The organism is Streptomyces sp. NPDC023723 (assembly GCF_040639815.1).
In the GTDB taxonomy this organism is placed as follows: domain Bacteria; phylum Actinomycetota; class Actinomycetes; order Streptomycetales; family Streptomycetaceae; genus Streptomyces.
This window is the reverse complement of the sequence record NZ_JBFAAP010000001.1, coordinates 371,810-391,444: the sequence shown is the minus strand read 5'-3', so window position 1 is coordinate 391,444 and position 19,635 is coordinate 371,810. Positions and strand designations below refer to the sequence as shown.

21 protein-coding genes and 1 tRNA gene are annotated in these 19,635 nt (G+C 73.7%); 9 read left to right on the top strand and 13 right to left on the bottom strand.

The window, feature by feature from the left end; all coding sequences use genetic code 11:
• The first annotated feature begins 72 nt into the window (after positions 1-72).
• Positions 73-726, top strand: a complete 654-nt coding sequence (locus tag AB0G32_RS01910) for a MerR family transcriptional regulator (RefSeq protein WP_361156730.1) — start codon at positions 73-75, stop codon at positions 724-726.
• 23 nt (positions 727-749) lie between these two features.
• On the opposite strand, the gene AB0G32_RS01905 is transcribed toward AB0G32_RS01910, so the two are convergent.
• Positions 750-1,553 (bottom strand): exodeoxyribonuclease III, encoded by an 804-nt coding sequence (locus tag AB0G32_RS01905; protein WP_361156728.1) that lies wholly within the window; start codon positions 1,551-1,553, stop codon positions 750-752.
• A 173-nt stretch (positions 1,554-1,726) separates the two neighbouring features.
• Positions 1,727-2,302 carry a hypothetical protein gene (locus tag AB0G32_RS01900; protein WP_361156726.1) on the bottom strand — a complete coding sequence of 192 codons (576 nt, stop codon included), beginning with the start codon at positions 2,300-2,302 and terminating at the stop codon, positions 1,727-1,729.
• A gap of 459 nt (positions 2,303-2,761) precedes the next feature.
• On the opposite strand from AB0G32_RS01900, the gene AB0G32_RS01895 reads away from it, so the two are divergent.
• The gene (locus AB0G32_RS01895) at positions 2,762-3,238 is read left to right on the top strand and encodes a GNAT family N-acetyltransferase (protein ID WP_361156723.1); all 477 of its coding nucleotides are present in this window, start codon (positions 2,762-2,764) and stop codon (positions 3,236-3,238) included.
• Positions 3,239-3,275: 37 nt separating this feature from the next.
• Here the strand turns inward: AB0G32_RS01895 and AB0G32_RS01890 are convergent, their stop codons facing one another.
• Positions 3,276-4,286 (bottom strand): hypothetical protein, encoded by a 1,011-nt coding sequence (locus AB0G32_RS01890; RefSeq protein ID WP_361156717.1) that lies wholly within the window; start codon positions 4,284-4,286, stop codon positions 3,276-3,278.
• 124 nt (positions 4,287-4,410) lie between these two features.
• Between AB0G32_RS01890 and AB0G32_RS01885 the strand changes: the two genes are divergently transcribed.
• Positions 4,411-5,073, top strand: a complete 663-nt coding sequence (locus tag AB0G32_RS01885; protein WP_361156715.1) for a TetR/AcrR family transcriptional regulator — start codon at positions 4,411-4,413, stop codon at positions 5,071-5,073.
• Between the two features lie 54 nt (positions 5,074-5,127).
• On the opposite strand, the gene AB0G32_RS01880 is transcribed toward AB0G32_RS01885, so the two are convergent.
• Together AB0G32_RS01880 and AB0G32_RS01875 are read right to left on the bottom strand one after the other, a co-directional pair.
• Positions 5,128-5,790: a response regulator transcription factor gene (locus tag AB0G32_RS01880; RefSeq protein WP_361156713.1), complete on the bottom strand. Its 663-nt coding sequence runs from the start codon at positions 5,788-5,790 to the stop codon at positions 5,128-5,130.
• Entirely contained in the window at positions 5,760-7,031 is a 1,272-nt protein-coding gene (locus tag AB0G32_RS01875) for a sensor domain-containing protein (protein ID WP_361157154.1), read from the bottom strand. Before AB0G32_RS01875 ends, AB0G32_RS01880 begins: the two co-directional genes overlap by 31 nt.
• Positions 7,032-7,171: 140 nt before the next feature.
• On the opposite strand from AB0G32_RS01875, the gene AB0G32_RS01870 reads away from it, so the two are divergent.
• From AB0G32_RS01870 to AB0G32_RS01860, 3 genes are read left to right on the top strand one after another with little or no spacing between them, the layout of a single operon-like run.
• The gene (locus AB0G32_RS01870) at positions 7,172-7,927 is read left to right on the top strand and encodes an ABC transporter ATP-binding protein (RefSeq protein WP_361156711.1); all 756 of its coding nucleotides are present in this window, start codon (positions 7,172-7,174) and stop codon (positions 7,925-7,927) included.
• Complete coding sequence (locus AB0G32_RS01865) at positions 7,921-10,395, top strand: ABC transporter permease (protein WP_361156708.1); 2,475 nt, start codon at positions 7,921-7,923, stop codon at positions 10,393-10,395. Before AB0G32_RS01870 ends, AB0G32_RS01865 begins: the two co-directional genes overlap by 7 nt.
• Positions 10,392-10,529 (top strand): hypothetical protein, encoded by a 138-nt coding sequence (locus AB0G32_RS01860; RefSeq protein WP_361156707.1) that lies wholly within the window; start codon positions 10,392-10,394, stop codon positions 10,527-10,529. Before AB0G32_RS01865 ends, AB0G32_RS01860 begins: the two co-directional genes overlap by 4 nt.
• A gap of 209 nt (positions 10,530-10,738) precedes the next feature.
• On the opposite strand, the gene AB0G32_RS01855 is transcribed toward AB0G32_RS01860, so the two are convergent.
• On the bottom strand, positions 10,739-11,887 hold the full coding sequence (locus tag AB0G32_RS01855) for a nuclear transport factor 2 family protein (protein ID WP_361156705.1): 1,149 nt from the start codon (positions 11,885-11,887) through the stop codon (positions 10,739-10,741).
• Positions 11,888-11,982: 95 nt separating this feature from the next.
• On the opposite strand from AB0G32_RS01855, the gene AB0G32_RS01850 reads away from it, so the two are divergent.
• On the top strand, positions 11,983-12,936 hold the full coding sequence (locus tag AB0G32_RS01850) for a LysR family transcriptional regulator (protein ID WP_361156702.1): 954 nt from the start codon (positions 11,983-11,985) through the stop codon (positions 12,934-12,936).
• Positions 12,937-13,051: 115 nt separating this feature from the next.
• Positions 13,052-13,225 carry a hypothetical protein gene (locus tag AB0G32_RS01845; protein ID WP_361156699.1) on the top strand — a complete coding sequence of 58 codons (174 nt, stop codon included), beginning with the start codon at positions 13,052-13,054 and terminating at the stop codon, positions 13,223-13,225.
• A gap of 23 nt (positions 13,226-13,248) precedes the next feature.
• Here AB0G32_RS01845 and AB0G32_RS01840 read toward each other — a convergent pair.
• The 7 genes from AB0G32_RS01840 to galU all read right to left on the bottom strand — a co-directional run bounded on the left by AB0G32_RS01840 (position 13,249) and on the right by galU (position 18,810).
• Positions 13,249-13,322, bottom strand: a tRNA-Ala gene (locus AB0G32_RS01840).
• A 78-nt stretch (positions 13,323-13,400) separates the two neighbouring features.
• Positions 13,401-14,612 carry a gephyrin-like molybdotransferase receptor GlpR gene (gene glpR / locus AB0G32_RS01835; protein ID WP_361156697.1) on the bottom strand — a complete coding sequence of 404 codons (1,212 nt, stop codon included), beginning with the start codon at positions 14,610-14,612 and terminating at the stop codon, positions 13,401-13,403.
• Positions 14,613-14,779: 167 nt separating this feature from the next.
• Complete coding sequence (locus AB0G32_RS01830) at positions 14,780-15,388, bottom strand: GNAT family protein (RefSeq protein WP_361157152.1); 609 nt, start codon at positions 15,386-15,388, stop codon at positions 14,780-14,782.
• A 23-nt stretch (positions 15,389-15,411) separates the two neighbouring features.
• The gene (locus AB0G32_RS01825) at positions 15,412-15,954 is read right to left on the bottom strand and encodes a MogA/MoaB family molybdenum cofactor biosynthesis protein (protein WP_361156694.1); all 543 of its coding nucleotides are present in this window, start codon (positions 15,952-15,954) and stop codon (positions 15,412-15,414) included.
• Positions 15,951-16,430, bottom strand: coding sequence for a cyclic pyranopterin monophosphate synthase MoaC (gene moaC, locus AB0G32_RS01820; RefSeq protein WP_361156692.1), 480 nt, complete (start codon positions 16,428-16,430; stop codon positions 15,951-15,953). Before moaC ends, AB0G32_RS01825 begins: the two co-directional genes overlap by 4 nt.
• A gap of 125 nt (positions 16,431-16,555) precedes the next feature.
• The gene (gene glp / locus AB0G32_RS01815) at positions 16,556-17,839 is read right to left on the bottom strand and encodes a gephyrin-like molybdotransferase Glp (protein ID WP_361157150.1); all 1,284 of its coding nucleotides are present in this window, start codon (positions 17,837-17,839) and stop codon (positions 16,556-16,558) included.
• A gap of 68 nt (positions 17,840-17,907) precedes the next feature.
• Positions 17,908-18,810 (bottom strand): UTP--glucose-1-phosphate uridylyltransferase GalU, encoded by a 903-nt coding sequence (gene galU, locus AB0G32_RS01810; protein WP_361156689.1) that lies wholly within the window; start codon positions 18,808-18,810, stop codon positions 17,908-17,910.
• Between the two features lie 102 nt (positions 18,811-18,912).
• Here galU and AB0G32_RS01805 point away from each other — a divergent pair, with 102 nt between their 5' ends.
• On the top strand, positions 18,913-19,527 hold the full coding sequence (locus AB0G32_RS01805) for a 5-formyltetrahydrofolate cyclo-ligase (protein ID WP_361156687.1): 615 nt from the start codon (positions 18,913-18,915) through the stop codon (positions 19,525-19,527).
• Positions 19,528-19,635 lie beyond the last annotated feature (108 nt).

Below are 19,635 nucleotides of genomic sequence, written 5' to 3'. Positions count from 1 at the left end.
AAAGGAGGTGGCTACCGATGGGTAGGGGTCGGGGCAAAGAAAGTTACCGACGGTACGCCGTAAGGTCGGGGCGTGACGGACAAGCGCGAATACCGCATGGCGGAACTGGCCCGGCTGGCCGGCATCACGGTGCGCACCCTGCGCTTCTACCGCGAACGCAAACTGATCCCGCCGCCCCGCCGCGAGGGCCGCATCGCCTGGTACGACGACCACCACCTGGCCCGGCTGCGCACCATCTCGGCGCTGCTGGAACGCGGCCACACCCTCAACGGCATCGCGGAACTCGCCGACGCCTTCGACCACGGCCGCGACGTCGGCGACCTGCTGGGCCTCGGCGTCCCCACCGAGGAGACCCCGGTCCGCCTCACTCCAGAGGAGCTCGCCGACCACTTCCAGGGCCAGGACACGCCGGAGAACCTGGCCGCCGCGATGGAGCTCGGCTACCTGGGCGTCGACGGCGACGAGGTCGTGCACATAAGCCGCCGGCTGCTGGACGCGTCCACCGCCCTGGTCCGCGAGGGCGTCCCGCTCGCCGAGGTGCTGGCCGCCGGCCGCGAGGTCCGCACCCACGCCGAGTCCCTGGCCGGCCTCTTCGCCGACCTGATCCTGCGCCACACCACCGACAACGACCTGCCCCGCCTGCGCCCGCTGGCGCGGAGCGTGGTGGAGGCGGAGCTGTCACTGGCGCTGGACCGGCGGTTGCGGAAGGGGTCCGGGGAGAACTAGGAGGACTAGAAGAACTGGGAGAACTAGCGGTCGTAGACCACGGTCACCGGTGCGTGGTCCGACCACCGCTGCTCATGACTGGCGGCCCGCTCGACGAACCCCTTGACGGCGGTGGCAGCCAGCCCCGGGGTCGACACGTGGTAGTCGATCCGCCAGCCCGCGTCGTTGTCGAAGGCCCGCCCCCGGTACGACCACCACGAGTACGGCCCCTCGACCCCCGGGTGCAGCGCCCGCACCACGTCCACGTACCCGCCCTCCCCCGGGTCGAGCACCCGCCCCAGCCACTCCCGCTCCTCCGGCAGGAATCCGGAGTTCTTCCGGTTCGCCCGCCAGTTCTTCAGGTCGGCCTCGCGGTGGGCGATGTTCCAGTCCCCGCAGACGACGACCTCCCGCCCGTCAGCGGCGGCCCGCTCGCGCAGTTCCTTCAGATAGGCGAGGAACTCCCCCATGAACCGGACCTTCTCCTCCTGCCGCTCGGTGCCGACCTCGCCGGACGGCAGGTAGAGCGAGGCGACCGTCACACCCGGCAGGTCCGCCTCCACGTACCGTCCGCTGCCGTCGAACTCCGACGATCCGAAGCCGACCTGGACGCGATCGGGCTCGCGGCGCGTGTAGAGGGAGACGCCGGCCCGGCCCTTGGCGGCGGCGGGCGCGTGCGTGACGTACCAGCCGGCGGGCTCGCGGACTCCCTCGGGGAGCTGCTGCGGCTCGGCCCGCACCTCCTGGAGGCACAGCACATCGGCGGAGGTGCCGGCGAGCCATTCCACGAAGCCCTTCTTGGCGGCGGCGCGCAGGCCGTTCACGTTGACGCTGGTGACGGTGAGCATTGGGGCAGGGTACCGGGCGGTATCCGGCCGCCGCCCCGCCACTGCCCCCGCCGGCGAAGATCTCCGGCGATTCCGCAGTACCGCTCCCCCTGCCCGCCGACCGAGAACAGGCGCCCGGACCTGAAATCCGGACGCCTGTTCTCCTTTTCTACCGCTGCCGCGAAAACGCGACGTCAGACGAGCTCATCGCATTCCGCTATTTTCCCGTCGTGTCCAGAGGGCGACAGGTACTTTCCGAACATCCAGCCGCTGTACCGGTCCTCGCGGTTGCTTTCCCCGACGTCCGAGTCCGGCTTGTCGCTCGGCCATTTCACTTGGTACCAGGTGGTTCCGCCGTCGGGCTCGCCGCCGTTGAAGCCCGAGTCCTCCTTGCAGATCACCCAGACGGTGTGGTTCTGCAGCACGATGCCGAGCCGGGCGGCCACGTCGGGGCCCGCGCAGTCGTCGACGTTGCACACCCGTACCTGAAGGCCCTCGTCGCGGCCGTCGATGTACGTGTTGACCACCTTGTAGCGCCACGGCCCGGCAGCCGCCGCCGGGGTCGGCACGCTGAAGTCGTCGAGCTTCTCCTCGGCCGCCGGCCCGGGGCAGTTGACGTCCCGGGCCTCGCCGATGATCTGGCAGCCGCCCGAACCGGTGGCGGTGCGGTCCCCGCCGTCCGACGATCCCTGACTCACCACGACGGCGGCCACCAGCGTCGCCGAGGCGGTGATGCCTGCGGCCCACAGGACTTTGTTCTTCTTGTTCACGTTCCCTCGCCTTTGAGGATGCCACGCAGCGGCCCACGCCGCTGCGCCAAGTAAAGCGCCCCGCAAAGGTTGTTGAGATAACGCTCAAGGTTCAGACCAGAGAGGAAAAGAAAGCGCTCCCACATTCACAGTTCGAGCATAAGAGCAGGCCACGGAAGATCGAAATACCATTACCCCTCGGTTTTACCTTTCGGTAAGATCTTGAAAGCAATCACCCGATGTGGCCGACATCACTGCTTTCCCGCCAGAGGTAAGGACCGTGCCGCATCCACACGCCTTTCACGGCGGCCACCGCAAATATCACCCAAGGCCCTGTCGCCGCACCGAAGAATAACCGTCACTTGCGCACACTTTCGAGCATTGGCGCGCAACCGGCACAATGGACGTCGCCCGCCCCGGACCCCCCGGACACCGCAGGCATCCCAGTCATCGTCATCGCATGGATATACGGTAGGACGCATGGAAATACGCCCGGTCCCCTTCGACCACCCCGACGCCGTGAAGCTCAACGACGAGGTCCAGGCCGAGTACGCCGTCCGCTACGGCGACGACGGCGACGAGACCTACCTGGAACCCGCCCACTTCACACCGCCGAACGGGCTGTACCTGATCGCGTACGACGAGGCCGGCGTACCCGTGGCGACCGGCGGCTGGCGGGCGCAGGAGACCAACGACGAGGGGTACCGGGACGGGGACGCCGAGCTGAAGCGGATGTTCGTCATCGAGCAGCTGCGCGGCCGGGGACTGGCCCGCCGCATCCTCGCCGCACTGGAGGCGGACGCCCGCGCGGCGGGCCGCACCCGGATGGTCCTGGAGACCGGCACCAAGCAGCCGGAGGCCGTCGCGCTGTACGTCTCCAGCGGCTACCAGCCGTGCGAGAAGTTCGGCTTCTACCGCTTCCACGACAGCAGCCTCTGCTACGCGAAGCAGCTGTAGCGCGGACCCACGGACACGCCGCCATGCGCGCGGCCCGTCACCTCCGGTACCGCCGCGCCACCGCCGCGAAGGCGGCCTTGGGTTCCCAGTCCATGTCGGGGTAGGTCCGCCCGCGACGCCCTTCGAGGAGTTTGACGATGCCCAGGCTGGCACGGTCCAAGTCATCCCTGGGGTCGCCATCGGGGCGGTGCGGGTAGCCGGACAAGGCGAACAGGAACACGAACGCGCTGTCCACACCCTCGGCCTCGAAGATGTCCAGCAGTTCGCTCAAGTAGGCGGCCTGGCCGATCTCGTCGCGCTCGTACACGTCATTCAGCCGCACGGGCGCCTTGGTCCGCGGGTCGTGCTCGACCACTTCCAGCACACGCCCACCGCGGTCTCCCGCGCCGCGGTAGGCGGCGGTGCCGAACCCGGTGATGGCGAGCGGCTTCGGGCCCTGAGCCAGGGCACGCACGGCGCCCCGGAACCGGTCGGCGACCTCGGCGGACCGGAGCAGCTCGTACGTCACCATGTCGAAGGGGGTCCAGTCGACCTGTTCGAACTGGATGGCCGCATAGGTGAGCTTGCCCCCGAAGTGCTCACGGACCGCGTCCACGGCCTCACGGAGAAACGCGTTGACGCGCACGCCGAGCTCACGCATCGCTTCGGCCCGCCGCTCGGGCCGGCTCATCAGCCGCTCGACCCGCTCCTCGGGGTTTTCACCGGACAGGAACCCGCGGTTCATCACGCTCAGCTCCACCCCAGTGACGAACACGACCTCGGCTCCCTGCCGCCGGAGCCGCTCCGCCCGCTCAGCGCAGTCGCCGAAGAGCGTGAGAATCCGCTTCGGATCCAGCTCCAGCGGATAGGGCGAGAACCAGACCTCCAGGCCGAGCTCGGCGGCGACACCGGCGGCCAGCTCCAGTCGGCCCGGGTCGCCGCCGATAATTTGGACCGCATCGCAGTGCAGGTCGTCGCGGATGATGGCGAGCTCTCGCCGGACCACCGCGGGGTCGAGGTGCCCGCTGGGCGTCTGGCCGTGCGGAGCCAGCCCGGTGTCGTAGGTCATTCCTCTTGCTCGCATGGTCATGGGGCCGTCTTCTCTCCGCCAGTTTCGGACGGGTCGAGGCTGACAGTAAAAGTGCGCGCACGCAAGTTTGCGTGCGCGCAGATTTACGTGAGACGCTGGCAGCATGACGACTCCACCAGGGCTCCGCGAGCGGAAGAAGCAGGCCACGCGTGAGGCGCTGCGCGAGGCGGCGCTGCGCCTGGCCGTGGAGCACGGGCCGGACCAAGTGCGGGTCGAGGACATTGCCGAGGCGGCGGGGGTCTCGCCGCGCACCTACAACAACTACTTCTCCAGCCGCGAGCAGGCGATCGTCTCCGCCGTCACCGCGGACCGTGAGGCGCACGTCGCGGCGGCGGTCAGGGCCCGGCCCGCAGAAGTACCCCTGGCTGACGCCGTCACCGAAGCAGTCGTCGAGCAGTACACGAGCACCGATGAGCGCGAGCACGAGGCGCTGCTGCTGATCACCACCGAGACCGCGCTACGGGGCGCATTCCTCGACACCACCGCCGCCATCGAGCCGCCGCTCACGGCAGCGATCGCCGAACGCCTGGCGAACGCCGGACCCCACACGGCCCGCGTCCTCGCGGCCAGCGCGGCCGCGGCGGTTCGCATCGCACTGGAGAACTGGCTCGGGCCCGCCGGGAGTTCCGGGACCGGAGGACTGCTCGTGCCCTCCGGCTCGCTGGCCGACCGACTCCGGGCGACGCTGGCACCTCTCGCGCCCGCGTTCGACGCCGCGGAGCGACGCACCCGGCCGTCATCGCCCTCGTCAGCCGATCCGGCATAAACACTGGCATACAGATGAAGAGACAAGAAACGCCAATGGCACCATCGGCACTCATCAGGCCCGCAAAAACGCCAGCACCGCCAGCACCCGCCGGTGCGTGTCGTCGGCCGGCGGCAGGTCCAGCTTGGTCAGGATGGACCCGATGTGCTTGCCGACGGCCGCCTCGGACACCACCAGCGTCCGGGCGATCGCCCCGTTGGACCGGCCCTCCGCGACCAGCGCCAGCACCTCCCGTTCGCGCGGGGTGAGCCGGGCCAGCGGGTCGCGGCGGCGGCGCAGCAGTTGCCGTACCACCTCGGGGTCGACGACCGTGCCGCCGGCCGCGACGTCGCACAGGGCCGCCACGAAGTCCTCGACCTGGCCGACCCGGTCCTTCAGCAGATACCCGACGCCCGAGCCGTCCCCGGAGTCCAGCAGTTCGGCGGCGTAGGCGCGCTGCACGTACTGGCTGAGTACCAGCACCGGCAGCCCGGGCCGCTCCGCGCGCAGCGTCACCGCGGCCCGCAGCCCCTCGTCGTGCAGTCCCGGCGGCATCCGCACGTCCGTCACCAGCACGTCGGGGCCGTGCTCCCGCACCGCCGCGAGCAGCGCGTCCGCGTCGCCGACCGCCGCGACGACCTCGTGTCCGAAGCGGGTGAGCAGGCCGGTCAGCCCCTCGCGCAGCAGCACGCTGTCCTCGGCGAGGACTATCCGCAAGGGTCGGGCGTCGGCCGGCACGGAAGCTCCACTCGCAGCAGGGTCGGTCCGCCCGGCGGGCTGGACAGGGTGAGTCTGCCATCGAGCACCGACACCCGGTCCGCGAGCCCGGTCAGTCCGCTGCCGTGCTCCGGGTCCGCGCCGCCGCGCCCGTCGTCGGCGATCTCCAGGACCAGGCCGGGCCCGTCGGCGTACCCGCCCCGCACCCGCGCCCGCCGCGCGCCGCTGTGCTTGGCCACGTTGGCCAGCGCCTCGCAGACCACGAAGTACCCGGCGGCCTCGACGGGGCCCGGCAGCCGCCCTGGCAGGTCCAGTTCCAGATCCACCGGTACGGGGCTGCGGTCGGCGGCGTCGGCCACGGCGGCCGGCAGGCCGTAGTCGGCGAGCACCTGCGGATGGATGCCCTGGACGAGTTCGCGCAGGTCGGCCAGGGCCAGCTCGGCCTCCCGGTGGGCGCGGGCGAGTTGGCCGGCGAGGGGCCCGCCGGGCGGGGCGTCGAGGCGGGCCAGGCCAAGGGCGATCCCGAGGGCGACCAGCCGCTGCTGGGCACCGTCGTGCAGATCGCGTTCGATCCGCCGCCGCTCCGCCTCGAAGGCGTCGACCAGCCGGGCCCGGGACCGGACGAGTTCGGTGACCCGGTCGCCGTCCGGGCCGGCGCCCAGCAGCACCCGCGCCAGCTCCGCCCGCGCCCCCGCCAGCACCCCCAGCGCGTACGCCCCGGCGGCCAGCAGCACCAGCCCGAGCACGGCGGCCGCGGTGGCCGCGGGCCAGCCCTCGACCAGCCACACCTTCAGCACCTTCGCCTCGCCGTCGGCGGCGACCAGCGCGGGCGCCGCGACCATCGAGAGCGGCACCACCGTGCAGGCCATCACCACCACCGCGTCCAGTGGCCACAGGACGAAGCCGAGCAGGACGGCGTACCCGAGTTCTCGCCAGGTGGCCGGCTCCCGGACCCGCGTGGTCAGCCACGCCGGCAGTCCCGCCCGGCCGGGCACCCGGTGCCGCCCGCCGGGCACCGGCCGCACCCCCGCCAGCCGCAGCCGGCGGCGCTCGATCGCGGCGACGGGTATCCCGGCCAGCGCGGTCAGCCCCAGCACCGGCAGCCCGATGACGACGACGGCCAGCGCGCCCCCGACCAGCGCCCCACTGACGATCACCACCAGCACGACCGCTCCGAACAACGCCCCGCTCAGCAGGTACGCGACCGCCCGCCAGGGCCACGCCGACCCCAGGTACCCGCGCCCGCCGAGCGCCCCCCACATCGTCATGCGGATCACCGTACGGGCGGCCCGCGGACCCGCACCATCACCGTGACCGGAGCTTCGGGGGTATGCCTGGCCCCACCCCGGTTCTCGCCCCTGCCGCACTGACCCGGCCGGTCTCCCCGGGGTTGGCTACGGCCATGGAAACCGACGCGATCGAACTGCGGGACGTCAGCAGGCGCTACGGGGCCGGGGGCGGCGGGGTACGGGCCCTGGACGGGGTCTCGCTCGCCTTCCCCACCGGCACCTTCACCGCCGTGATGGGCCCGTCCGGCTCCGGCAAGTCGACACTGCTGCAATGCGCGGCGGGTCTGGACCGCCCCACCTCCGGGTCGGTACGGCTCGGCGGGACGGAGCTGACGGAGCTGAGCGAGCGGCGGCTGACGCTGTTGCGCCGGGCCCGGATCGGGTTCGTGTTCCAGGCGTTCAACCTGCTGCCGGCGCTGACCGCCGAGCAGAACGTCGCCCTGCCGCTGCGCCTGGCGGGCCGGCGCCCGCGCCGGGCTCAGGTGCGGGAGGCGCTGCGCCGGGTCGGTCTCGCGGACCGCGCCCGGCACCGGCCGGCGCAGCTGTCCGGCGGCCAGCAGCAGCGCGTCGCGATCGCCCGCGCCCTGATCACCGGCCCCGAGGTGCTGTTCGGCGACGAACCGACCGGCGCGCTCGACACGGTGACGGGCCGTCATGTCCTGTCCCTGCTGCGGGAGATGGTGGACGCCGACCGCCGCACGCTGGTCATGGTGACGCACGACCCGGTGGCCGCCGCGTACGCGGACCGGGTGGTGTTCCTGGTCGACGGCCGGGTGCACGGGGAGCTGACCGGTGGCGCCCCGGCCGGCGAGATCGCGGCCCGGATGGCCTCCCTCGAAGCGGACGACGCGGCGGCCGTGCCGTGCTGACCCTCGCCCCGCACACCCTGCGGCTGCGCTGGACCGCCTTCGCCGGCGGCTTCGTCGCCCTCGCGCTCGGCGTCGCGCTGCTCACCGTGATGGGTCTGGCCCTGGCCTCGGCGGCGGACGCCCCCGGCCGCGCCCCGGAACGGTTCGCCGCCGCGCCGGTGGTGGTGCGCGGCACGGACACCCTGCGGGTGCCGACCGCGGCCGGCGTACGCACCGCGCGACTGGACCGGCCGCGCCCGGTGCCGGCCGGCACGGTCGCCGCCCTGCGCACGCTCGGCGAGGTCACCGAGGACCGCTCCTTCCCGGTACGGATACCGGGCGAGTCCGGGGCACTGGTCGGTCACCCGTGGTCGACGGCGGCCTTCGCCCGGTACGAGCTGACCGCGGGCCGGGCGCCGCGCGCCGCCGGCGAGGTGGTCGTCACCGGCGGCCGGGCAGCTCCCGGCGACCGGCTGCGCACCGGACACGGCCCGGTCCGGGTGGTGGGGACGGTGGCCGGCCGGGGCTTCGAGCGGGCCGTCTTCTACCCCGACGCGGTGGCCGCCCGGCTGGCCCCGGTCAGCACCCAGCTGGTGGTGGCCGCGGACCCGGCGGCGGTACGGCGGGCCGTGGGCGACCGGGCCCAGGTGCTGACCGGCGCCGCGCGGCACCTGGCGGACCCGGCACCGGACCGGGACCGGGCGGCGGTGACGGCCCTGAACTCCCTGTTCGGCACGGCGGGCGGGGTGGCCGCCTTCGTCGCCGTCTTCGTCGTGGCGTCGACGTCCGCGTTCACGGTCGCCCAGCGCCGCCGGGAGTTCGGGCTGCTGCGGACGGCGGGCGCGACGCCCGGCCAGGTGCGCCGGACGGTGTACGCGGAGGCGCTGCTGGTCGGCGGGGCGGCCGCGGCGACGGGCTGCGCGCTCGGCGGGTACGCCGCCCCGCACCTGGCGGCCCGGACCGTGGCGGGGGGACTCGCCCCCGCCTGGTTCACCATCGGCGACCACACCTGGCCGTACCACGCGGCGTTCTGGACCGGTCTGACGGTGGCACTGTGCGGGGTGACGGCGGCGTCCTGGCGGGCGGGGCGCACCCGGCCGGCCGAGGCGCTGCGCGAGGCGTCGGCGGAGCACGGCGCCCGCACCCGGGGCCGGCTGCTCGCCGGTACGGCGCTGCTGGCGGCGGCCGCCGGGACCGCCGGGTGGGCGCTGCTGACCGACCCGGCCGACCTGCTGCACCGCAAGACGTACATCAGCCGCCCGATGCTGCTGATCACGGCGTTCGCGCTGCTCGCCCCGGCGCTGGCGGGCCCGCTGGTCCGGCTGCTGACCTGGTTGCCGGCCCGGCTGCCGGGCGGCCTGCTCGCGGTTCTGGTCCGGGAGAACGCCACGGCGGCTGCCCGCCGTACCGCCGCCGTCGCGGCCCCGGTCCTGGTGACGGTGGCACTGACGGGTTCGCTGCTCGGCGCGACGGCGACGCTCGACGCGGCACGGACGGCCGAGGCCCGCACCCGTACGACGGCCGACTTCGTGGTGACGGCGGACGGCGGCCTGGACGCGGCGACGGTACGGCGGCTGCGGGCCGTGCCCGGCACGGCGGCCGTCTCGGCCACCGCGGCCAGTTCGGTGTACGTCGTGGAGGAGGGCGTGGCGCTGATCCGGTCCGCCGCCCGCGCGGCCGACCCGGCGGCGCTCGCCGCGACCACCCGGCTGCCGGTGACGGCCGGCCGGCTCACCGACCTGGACGACGGCTCGATCGTCGTCAACGAGGAGTGGGAACGGCACACCGTGGGCCGGCGGGTCCCGGTCCGCCTCGGCGACGGCACCCGCCGCACCCTGCGGGTCGCCGCCGTCCTGGCCGTCGGCACGGGCGACAACGGCGTGTACGTCACCCCGGCCAACGCGCCGGGCGCCCCGGTGGACCGGGTGGAGGTGACGGTGGCGGCCGGCGCCGGGCGGGCCGCCGTGGCGGCCGGACTGCGGGCGGCGGTCGGGGGCACGGACGGCCGGGTGTACGGCGCCGCCGCCTGGCTGCGCGGCACCGCGCCCCGGGCCGACGGCACGACCCGCCTCGGCCTCCTCCTGGTGCTGGGCATCGCCCTGGTCTACGCGGCCATCGCGCTGGCCGGCACCCAGGTCATGGCGACCGCCGACCGGCGCCGCGAACTGGCCGCCCTGCGCCTGGCGGGCGCCACCGCGCCGCAGGTCCTCGGCCTGGTCGCGGTGGAGGCGCTGACCGCGGCCGCCGTCGGCGCACTGCTCGGCGTGCTGGTGGCGGCGCTGAACCTGCTGGGGATGACCGGCGCCCTGACCCTGCTGTCGGCCCCGGCGGCCCCGGTCCTGCCGTGGCCCGCGCTCGGCGCGGCGGCGGGCGGCTGCGCGCTGACCGCCGTGGTCTTCGCCGTGCTGCCGGCGGGCGGCGCCTTCCGACTCCAGGGGTCACGGCGAAGACCACGGCCCGGTGGTACCGGACCCGCGGGCGTCGCATGACCGCGGGCCGCGGCGACCGCGCCGCGCCCCCGGCACCGGACGGCCACTGGGAGGTCCGCTTCTTAGGCGCCGCCTCGGCCAAGGGCTGGGACAGCCCCGCCCAACAGGCCCGGGAGAACACCTACCGCGCCTGAATCCACGCTGACCTTCTGAACAGCGGTGATGCGCTGCCCCCTTCAGCTCGCCGTCGTTTCCCGGCTCCGGGCCGAGTACAGCGATTGCAGGGCCGCACGGCGCCTGGCCGTGCGCCGATGGACCAGCCGGTGCGACACCGGCTTCCTCGGCCCGGAACGACTGATCCGGGCAGGACGCTGAATCCGGCGGATGACTGCTGCCCGCGTTCTCAGGAGTGGCGGTGGTACGCCTTGTTGGCGATACGCCAGCTGTCGTCGGAGCGGACCAGCAGGAAGATGTCGGTGAACGTGTCCGCGCCGTGCGAGAGCGTCATGGTCGCGGTCGCGACAGTGCCGTGGACGTCGATGGCGTCGATGCGGCGGGAGCGGGTCGGTTCGTCCGGGGCCGGCCAGCCTGGGAAGAGAGCGCAGTATTCGTCCAGGCGCCAGGAGACGAATGCGCCGTCACGGAGCCCCTCGATGTGGGCAGTGGGAAGGAACGCGTCCCTGAAGTGGGCGGGGTCCCCGGTGGAGTGCCCGCGGATGTAGGCGCGGAGCGGTTCGAGTACGGCGTCTGCCACGGCGGGGACCGTGGCGGCGGCCGCGATGTCGGCCTCTGGGGTGTCGGCCAGGCCGACTGCGCTGCGCAAGGGGGTGTTGGACGCGGCGGCCAGCAGAGCCATGTCCTTGGCCAGCGCGCCGATGGTGAATTCGGCCGTGACAGCGCCGGGCCGGCCGGCCAGGAAGGGCCGTTTGCGGGCCACGAGCCCGCCGAGTTGGCCGAGTTGGAGGATGTCGAGTACCTGGGCACGGGGCAGGTCGAGGGCGTCGGCTTGCCGTAGTGAGTCGCGCAGCGCGAGGACGGCGCCGGCGAGGCTGTTGTTGGCGATCAGCTTCAGCGCGGCGGCGGTGGAGGCGTCCTCGACGTGCCGGACGGTGCCCAGCGCTTCCAGGACCGGCCGGACTCGATCAAGCGCGTCTTGGTGAGCGGCGGCAAGGATCTGCAGGGCTCCGGCGGCGGCAGCCGGAACAGAGCCGAGCACGGGCGCGTGGACGTAGGCCGGGCCGAACTGCCGGGACAGCTCGGCCGCTTCGGCGGGGGCGATGGTGCTGGTGTTCAGCACCATCGTGTCCGTTCGCAGCGAGTCACGGACGTCGTCGAGGACATGTCGGCAGGCCGGGCCGTCGAACAGCGTCAGGAGTACGAGGCCGGCGTTGGCCACGGCGTCGTGCGGATCGCCGGTCGTCTTGACGGCACCTGATGTGCGCCCCGAGCGCGTCCAGCCGACGACGTCCCAGCCCTGGGCGGCCAGTCGTGTCGCGATCGCCTCGCCCATGCGCCCCAGGCCGAGGACGGCGATCGTGTGCGGTGTGGTCATGCGCGCCACGATGGTGCACCACGAAGGCTGCGACAAGCGCAGATCTTGCAGGCTGGCCCTGCGGAGTCCGCATACCGGCTGGGCATACTGGCGCCATGGAACTGACGGTGTGGCGGACCTTCGTGACCGTATGCCGGCTCGGGTCTCTGTCGGCGGCGGCCGCCGAGCTCCATCACACGCAGTCGGCCGTCTCCCGGCAGATCGCCGGGCTGGAGCGGCAGCTCGGCGTGCCGCTGATCGAGCGGCACGCGCGCGGTGTGCGCCCGACGCCCGCCGGCGAGGTGTTCCGGCACCACGCTCTGGCCACGCTCAGCGAGGCCGACCGCGCCGTACGTGCCGTACGGGAGGCCGGCGACGGGGCGTTCAACCGGCCGCTGGCGGTCGGCGCGACACCTTCTCTTGCCGCCGGGATCGTCCCCGAGGCCATCCGGGCCCTGCTGACGGAGACCGGATCCATCCGGTGGAGCCTGCTCCCCGGCTTGAGCGGACAACTGCACCACCGTGTGATCACCGGCGACCTCGACGTCGCCGTCGTCACCGACGCACCGCCAGGGCTGCCCCGTGACCCGCGGGTCGAACGACGGTTCCTCGGGCTGGACGACATGGTCGTCGCACTGCCCGTCGGCCATCCGCAGGCCGGGCGCGGCCCGGTGCGCATGCAGACCCTGGCCGACCAGACCTGGGTCGAGGACAACGACGGCTCGGCGGCCCTCCTGCACCAGCACGCCGCCCGCGCCGGAGTCAGCGCCCGTATCGACCTCACCGCGGCCGATCTGCCCGGCAAGCTGGCCCTGGTCGCGACCGGCCACGCCATCGCGCTGGTCCCCGGGGTGCTGACGCGCGCACTGCGAACCGACATCACCACCGTGAGCCTGGTCGATCCCCCGACCCGCGGCATCTACACGATCACGCCGCATCGCGGCCCGCACCCCTGCGCAGCCCCTCTGCTCGACCAGCTCGCCACGGCCTTCGCTGCGATCCGGCCGGCCCCCGCCAAGCACCGGCCGACCGGGACGGACACCCACCCCACTGGGCCGGCGCACTCGTGAACCGGGGCTCCGCCGGCACGGATAAGACCGCTGCGGCGTCAGACGCGCGTACGGCGGTGGACCTCCGCATCCGCAGCTGGAAGCACAACCCGCCGCAGTTCAGGCCGGTTCGGCGATGGCGGGCACGACTCGTGATCAGCCGGCCGAGGCCCTCGACGAGATCCGCGCTCAGGCGCCGGGCACCGCTGAGGAGCAGGAAGCGAGTCAGGAACGACTCATAAAAGACTCGGAAACGACGAAGATCCCGACCGATCATGATGATCGGCGGGATCTCGTCAACCACTCCTGAGCTAACTCAAGAACAGTCGTGCGTGGACCTGAGGGGATTCGAACCCCTGGCCCCCTCGATGCGAACGAGGTGCGCTACCGGACTGCGCCACAGGCCCTTGCAACGAGTGAAACTCTAGCACCCCGTGCGGCCTGCCCAAAAATCCGTTCCGGAGCGGTACGGAGGGCCCGGCGGGCTACTCGTTGGCGGCCTTGGGGCGGTCGCCGTCCTCGTACTGGTCGAAGAGCGGGGTGCGGCCCCGCTCCCGGGACCGGCGGGCCGACGCGGCGCGGCGGCCGCCCCGGCGGGCGGGGCCCTGCGGCCGGTCCTCGCCACGCTCCTCGGCCCGCTCCTCGGCGCGGTCCGGCGCGGCGGACGGCTCGGCGTCGGAGCCGGCGGCGTCGGCCGGCTCCCGCCGGTCCGGAGCGGCGGCGCTGGAGCGCGCGGAGCTCCACGCGTCGGGTGCCGAGAGGTCCACGCCGGCCGTTGCCCGGGGGGCCACCGGCGCGGTCACGTACGTCGGCAGCGGCACCGGCACCGGGTCCCAGCTCTCGCCCTGCCCGGGGCGCCGCTGCCGCTCGCGCTGCTGGTCGACCCACTCGGCGTGGTCGGTCTGCTCGACCAGCGCCCGCCGGTCCGCGGCCAGCGCCGACAGGCCGGGGTCGGGCTCCGCGCCGGGCGCCTCGTGCGGTTCCTCGGCGTCGGGCTCGGCACCGACGTCGGCGGTGGCGGCCCGCCGACGGGACTGCCGGCCGCGCTCCCGCAGCCGCTGCGCGGCGATCTCGGCGCGGCGGCGGTCCATCTGGAAGGCGAAACGGCGCCGCTCCTGGGCCCGGAGGTAGGCGATGTACGCGCTGAGCAGCACGGCCGGCACGGCGGGCGCCCACAGGAACGCCAGTCCGCCGACCGCGGCGACGACCGCGCCGAGCGTGAAGGCGAGGAAGAGCAGCACGGTGGTCCGGCGGCGGCGGGCGAGCGCCTTGACGCGCCGCGCGCGGGCCGCCGCGGCCTGCGCCGCCGCCCGGTCGCCGGCGTCCCGCCGGGCGGGGCGCTGCTCCCGCGCGACCGGTTCCGGGGACTGCGCGGGCCGCGGGGGCTGCGCGGCCGGGGCCGGCGGGCGGACCTCCGGGCGGGTTCTGGACACGGCGAAGGCCCGGACGTCCACCGAGTCGGTGACGGCGTCCGGGTCGCCGGGGCCGGGCTCCCCCTCGTCGGTGGAGCGCGCCCGCAGGTCCTTGGCGTACCGGCGCTCCATGCCCGCCCGTCCGGACAGAAGCCGGATGGCGGTGCTGAAGCGTTCCGTCGGACGGGCCTCGTTCAGCTCGTCCTGCCTACGGAGCCACATCGGCACCAAGTAGGCGGCCCAGGCCCCGACGATGACTGCGTAGATGAGGCCGCTGCTGCTCACGCCTCACACGGTAGAGGGATGTGCGCGAGGGGATCCGCCAATTGAGCCGGTGTGTCGCACGATCTGGCTGATATTTCAAAATTTTTTTCGGACCGGTGACAATTCCTGGACCCGAACCGGACTCGAACCGGACCCGAACCGGACCCGGACGCCTTTAATTCGAACGTTTATTCAATTCCGGAATGGTCCTGCCGGGTCCGGCCCCGGTGCCAGCGCCGCAGCAGGCCCTCCGGGACCTCTTCCGCGGTCAGCGCGAAGACGAGGTGGTCGCGCCAGGCGCCGTCGATGTGGAGATAGCGGGGCCTGAGGCCCTCCTCGCGGAATCCGAGTTTCTCCACGACCCGGCGGCTGGGGCCGTTCTCGGGGCGAATGCAGACCTCGATGCGGTGCAGGCCGACGGTGCGGAAACAGTGGTCGACGACGAGTGCCACGGCGGTCGGCATCACCCCGCGGCCGGCCACCGCCTCGTCCACCCAGTAGCCGACGTGCCCGGAGCACATCGAGCCCCAGGTGATCCCGGCGACGGTGAGCTGCCCGACCAGCCGGCCCTGGTACTCGATGACGAACGGCAGCATCCGGCCCGCGTTGGCCTCGGAGCGCAGGTGGCGGACCATCTGCCGGTAGGTCGGCCGGTGCGCGAGCGGCCCGCCGGGGCCGGGCGGCGGGATGGTGGCCTCCCAGGGCCGCAGCCAGTCCCGGTTGCGCCGGTTGACCTCGCGCCAGGCCCGCTGGTCACGCAGCTTTATCGGCCGCAGGACGGTGTCGCCGTCCGCCAGCCGCACGGGCCACGATGGGCTGTTCAGCTCGCACCCCCACGGGTGTCGCCGGGTCTGGGGTGGTCGCCGCCGCGGAGCTGGTCGACGGCGTGCCGCAGCAGCGGCTCCAGTACGGCCAGTCCGTCCTTCACCCCGCCGGTGGACCCGGGCAGGTTGACGACCAGCGTGCCGCCCGCCACCCCGGCCAGGCCGCGGGAGAGCGCCGCGGTGGGCACCTTGTCGCGGCCGCGTGCCCGGATCGCCTCCGCGATGCCCGGCACCTCGCGGTCGAGCACCGCGCGGGTCGCCTCGGGGGTGCGGTCGGTGGGTGACAGGCCGGTGCCGCCGGTGGTGACGATCACGTCGTACCCGGCGTCGACGCCCGCGCGCAGGGCGGCCTCGACCGGGTCGCCGTCGGGCACGACCCGCGGGCCCTCGACGGTGAACCCGAGACGGGTGAGGCCCTCGGCGATGAGCGGGCCGCCCCGGTCCGCGTAGATCCCGGCGGCGGCCCGGTTGGAGGCGGTGACCACCAGGGCGCGGTACGCGGCGGGAGGGGCCCCGCCGATCGGCGCGTCGGCCGTCATGACCGGCTCCAGTCGCCCGACTTGCCGCCCGTCTTCCGCTCCACCCGCACGTCCGTGATGACCGCTCCCTTGTCTACCGCCTTCACCATGTCGATCACGGTGAGCGCGGCGACGGAGACCGCGGTGAGCGCCTCCATCTCGACGCCCGTGCGGTCCGTGGTCTTCACGGTGGCCACGATCTCCACGGCGTCGTCCGCGACCGACAGGTCCAGTGTCACACCCGACACCGACAACGGGTGGCACAGCGGGATCAGGTCGGGGGTGCGCTTGGCGCCCATGATGCCCGCGATCCGGGCGGTGGCCAGCGCGTCGCCCTTCGGGACGCCCGCGCCGCGCAGCAGCTCGACGACCGCGGGGGCGACCAGGACCCGGCCGCTGGCACGGGCGGTGCGGGCGGTCACGTCCTTCTGCGAGACGTCGACCATACGGGCGGCGCCCGCCTCGTCGATATGGGTCAGTCGGTCCTGCGTGCTCATGACGTGTGTGGCGCTCCCGGTCCGGGCCCGCGGTGCGGCTCGCGGGCCAGTTGTGCGCGACACGGTACCCCCATGCCGGCGCGCGCACCGGGGCAGGACCGCCCTGCGGGCCCCCGCGCGGGCGCTCAGCCGAGCAGCACGACCTCGACCTCGGTACCGGGCTGCGCGCTCACCACGTCCTCGGGTACGACGATCAGCGCGTCGGCGTGCGCCAGCGCGGCCACCAGGTGCGAACTCGCGCCGCCGACCGGGGCGACCGAGCCGTCCGCGTAGGTGCCGCGCAGGAACTGGCGGCGGCCCTTGGGGGAGGTCAGCGCCTTGTCGGTGGTGAGGGTCGCGGTGGTGCGGGGGCGGTGCGGGTCCGGCAGGCCCATCAGGGTGCGGATGGCGGGGCGGACGAACAGCTCGAAGGAGACGTACGAGGAGACCGGGTTGCCCGGCAGGGCGAGCAGCGGGGTGTGGTCGGGGCCGACGGAGCCGAAGCCCTGGGGCTTGCCGGGCTGCATGGCGAGCTTGCGGAAGTCGACGCCGCTGCCCGGCTCGTCCTCGTCGGCGACGTGCGCGAGGGCCTCCTTGACGACGTCGTAGGCGCCGACGCTCACCCCGCCGGTGGTGACCATCAGGTCGGCGCGCACGAGCTGGTCCTCGATGGTGGCGCGCAGGGTCTCGGCGTCGTCGGCCACGGCGCCGACCCGGTAGGCGATGGCGCCGGCGTCGCGGGCGGCGGCGGTGAGGGCGAAGCTGTTGGAGTCGTAGATCTGGCCGTGGGTCAGCTGTTCGTCGGGCTGGACGAGTTCGCTGCCGGTGGACAGGACGACCACGCGGGGGCGGGGGCGGACCCGGACCCGGCCGCGGCCGATCGCGGCGAGCAGGCCGAGCTGGGGCGGGCCGAGGACGGTGCCGGCGCTCAGCGCGCGGTCGCCGGCCCGGACGTCGCTGCCGGCCGCCCGGACGTGCGCGCGGGCCTCGGCCGGGCGGTACACGTAGACCTGGCCCTCGGCGCCCTCGGGGGCCGCGCTGCGGGCGCGCATGCCGGTGACCGGGCCGGCGCCGAGGCCGCCGTCGGTCCACTCCACCGGCACCACGGCCTCGGCGCCGGACGGCAGCGGGGCGCCGGTCATGATGCGGGCGGCCTGGCCGGGGCCGACCCGGAGCTGGTCGCCGGCGCCCGCGGCGACGTCCCCGATCACCTCCAGGCAGGCCGGGAACTCCTCGCTCGCGCCCGCGACGTCCGCGACCCGTACCGCGTAGCCGTCCATGGAGCTGTTGTCGAACGGCGGCAGGGAGACCGGCACCGTGACGTCCTCGACCAGGACGCAGCCCTGAGCCTCCAGGAGGTTCAGCTCGATGGGGTCCAGCGGGCGGACCGTGGCGAGGATGTCCTCCAGGTGGTCCTCCACCGACCACAGCCGGTCCTCGGCGGGTGCGTCGTGACCGTCCTGGCCGGCGGTGCGGGGCGCGGGCGTGCTCAACGTTGTTACATCTCCTCGGCTACGTAACTGCGAAGCCAGGTCCGGAAGTCCGGGCCCAGGTCTTCACGTTCGCATGCGAGTCTGACAATGGCACGCAGGTAGTCGCCCCGGTCGCCGGTGTCATAGCGGCGGCCCTTGAAGACGACGCCGTGCACCGGGCCGCCGACCTTCTCGTCGGTGGCGAGCTGCTGGAGGGCGTCGGTGAGCTGGATCTCGCCGCCGCGGCCGGGCTCGGTCCGGCGCAGTATGCCGAAGACGTGCGGGTCGAGGACGTAGCGGCCGATGACGGCGTAGTTGGAGGGCGCGTCGGCCGGGTCGGGCTTCTCGACCAGGCCGCTGACCTTGACGACGTCGCCGTCCTCGGTGGTGTCGACGGCGGCGCAGCCGTAGAGGTGGATCTGCTCGGGGGCGACCTCCATGAGCGCGATGACGCTGCCGCCGTACTGCCCCTGGACCTCGATCATGCGCTGGAGCAGGGGGTCGCGCGGGTCGATCAGGTCGTCGCCGAGGAGGACCGCGAAGGGCTCGTCGCCGACGTGCGGGGCGGCGGCCAGGACGGCGTGGCCGAGGCCCTTGGGGTCGCCCTGGCGGACGTAGTGGATCATCGCGAGGTCGCTGGACTCCTGCACCTTGGCCAGCCGGTCGGCGTCGCCCTTCTTCTGGAGAGCCGACTCCAGCTCGTAGTTGCGGTCGAAGTGGTCCTCCAGAGGGCGCTTGTTGCGGCCCGTGACCATGAGGACGTCGTCGAGACCGGCGGCGACGGCCTCCTCGACCACGTACTGGATCGCCGGCTTGTCCACGACCGGCAGCATCTCCTTGGGCGTGGCCTTGGTGGCCGGCAGGAACCGGGTGCCCAGACCTGCTGCGGGGATGACAGCCTTGCTGATCCTGGGGTGCGACTGAGTCATGTCCGCCACCATATCCGCTGCCTTCACAGGTGATCAGCATCTGTGGAGAGACAGTGCTCATATGAGCACATTGGACGGTACGGGACCAGTAAGGGAGCGACCTTGGACCGGGACGGACCCGCCGACGAGCCTGACAAGCGCGTCTTGCGGCGCGAGATCATCGCGGTGAGGAACAGGTTGACGGACGATGACCTGCGGGTGGCGGAGGCGGCGTTGGCCGACCGGGCGCTCGGGCTGCCGGAGCTGGCGGGGGCGCGCACGGTGGCGGCGTACGTCTCGGTGGGCGCCGAGCCGGGCACCCGCGCGCTGCTCGACGCGCTGTGCGCGCGGGGGGTCCGGGTGCTGCTGCCCGCCCTGCTGCCGGACGGCGACCTGGACTGGGGCGAGTACGCCGGTGCGGGCTCGCTCGCGCGGGTGCGGCACGGCGGGCGGATGGAGCTGCTGGAGCCCGCCGGGCCGCGGCTGGGGCCGGCGGCGGTGACGGCGGCCGACGTGGTGCTGCTGCCCGGGCTCGCGGTCGACGGGCGCGGCCTGCGGCTGGGCCGCGGCGGCGGCTCCTACGACCGGGTGCTGGCCCGGCTGGCGCGGGCGGGGGCGGCCCCGGCGCTGGTGGTGCTGCTGTACGGCACGGAGGTCGTCGCGCGGGTGCCGGTGGAGCCGCACGACCGGCCGGTGCACGCGGCGGTCACACCGGAGGGGGTGCGGCGGTTCCGCTGACCTGCGGGAAGAGGCGGGGAGAGGCGGGAAGAGTCAGGGAGGACGGGGAAGGGCCGCCACGCGCGCGTGGCGGCCCTTCCCCGTCCTCCCTGAAGGTGTGCCGCTGCC

Coding starts and splice junctions, on each gene's coding strand:
- AB0G32_RS01895 (WP_361156723.1), top strand. CDS start 2,762: ATGGAAATACGCCCGGTCCCCTTCGACCACCCCGACGCCGTGAAGCTC.
- AB0G32_RS01860 (WP_361156707.1), top strand. CDS start 10,392: ATGACCGCGGGCCGCGGCGACCGCGCCGCGCCCCCGGCACCGGACGGC.
- AB0G32_RS01850 (WP_361156702.1), top strand. CDS start 11,983: ATGGAACTGACGGTGTGGCGGACCTTCGTGACCGTATGCCGGCTCGGG.
- AB0G32_RS01845 (WP_361156699.1), top strand. CDS start 13,052: ATGGCGGGCACGACTCGTGATCAGCCGGCCGAGGCCCTCGACGAGATC.
- AB0G32_RS01885 (WP_361156715.1), top strand. CDS start 4,411: ATGACGACTCCACCAGGGCTCCGCGAGCGGAAGAAGCAGGCCACGCGT.
- AB0G32_RS01855 (WP_361156705.1), bottom strand. CDS start 11,887: ATGACCACACCGCACACGATCGCCGTCCTCGGCCTGGGGCGCATGGGC.
- AB0G32_RS01890 (WP_361156717.1), bottom strand. CDS start 4,286: ATGACCTACGACACCGGGCTGGCTCCGCACGGCCAGACGCCCAGCGGG.
- moaC (WP_361156692.1), bottom strand. CDS start 16,430: ATGAGCACGCAGGACCGACTGACCCATATCGACGAGGCGGGCGCCGCC.
- AB0G32_RS01905 (WP_361156728.1), bottom strand. CDS start 1,553: ATGCTCACCGTCACCAGCGTCAACGTGAACGGCCTGCGCGCCGCCGCC.
- AB0G32_RS01825 (WP_361156694.1), bottom strand. CDS start 15,954: ATGACGGCCGACGCGCCGATCGGCGGGGCCCCTCCCGCCGCGTACCGC.
- galU (WP_361156689.1), bottom strand. CDS start 18,810: ATGACTCAGTCGCACCCCAGGATCAGCAAGGCTGTCATCCCCGCAGCA.
- AB0G32_RS01870 (WP_361156711.1), top strand. CDS start 7,172: ATGGAAACCGACGCGATCGAACTGCGGGACGTCAGCAGGCGCTACGGG.
- AB0G32_RS01875 (WP_361157154.1), bottom strand. CDS start 7,031: ATGTGGGGGGCGCTCGGCGGGCGCGGGTACCTGGGGTCGGCGTGGCCC.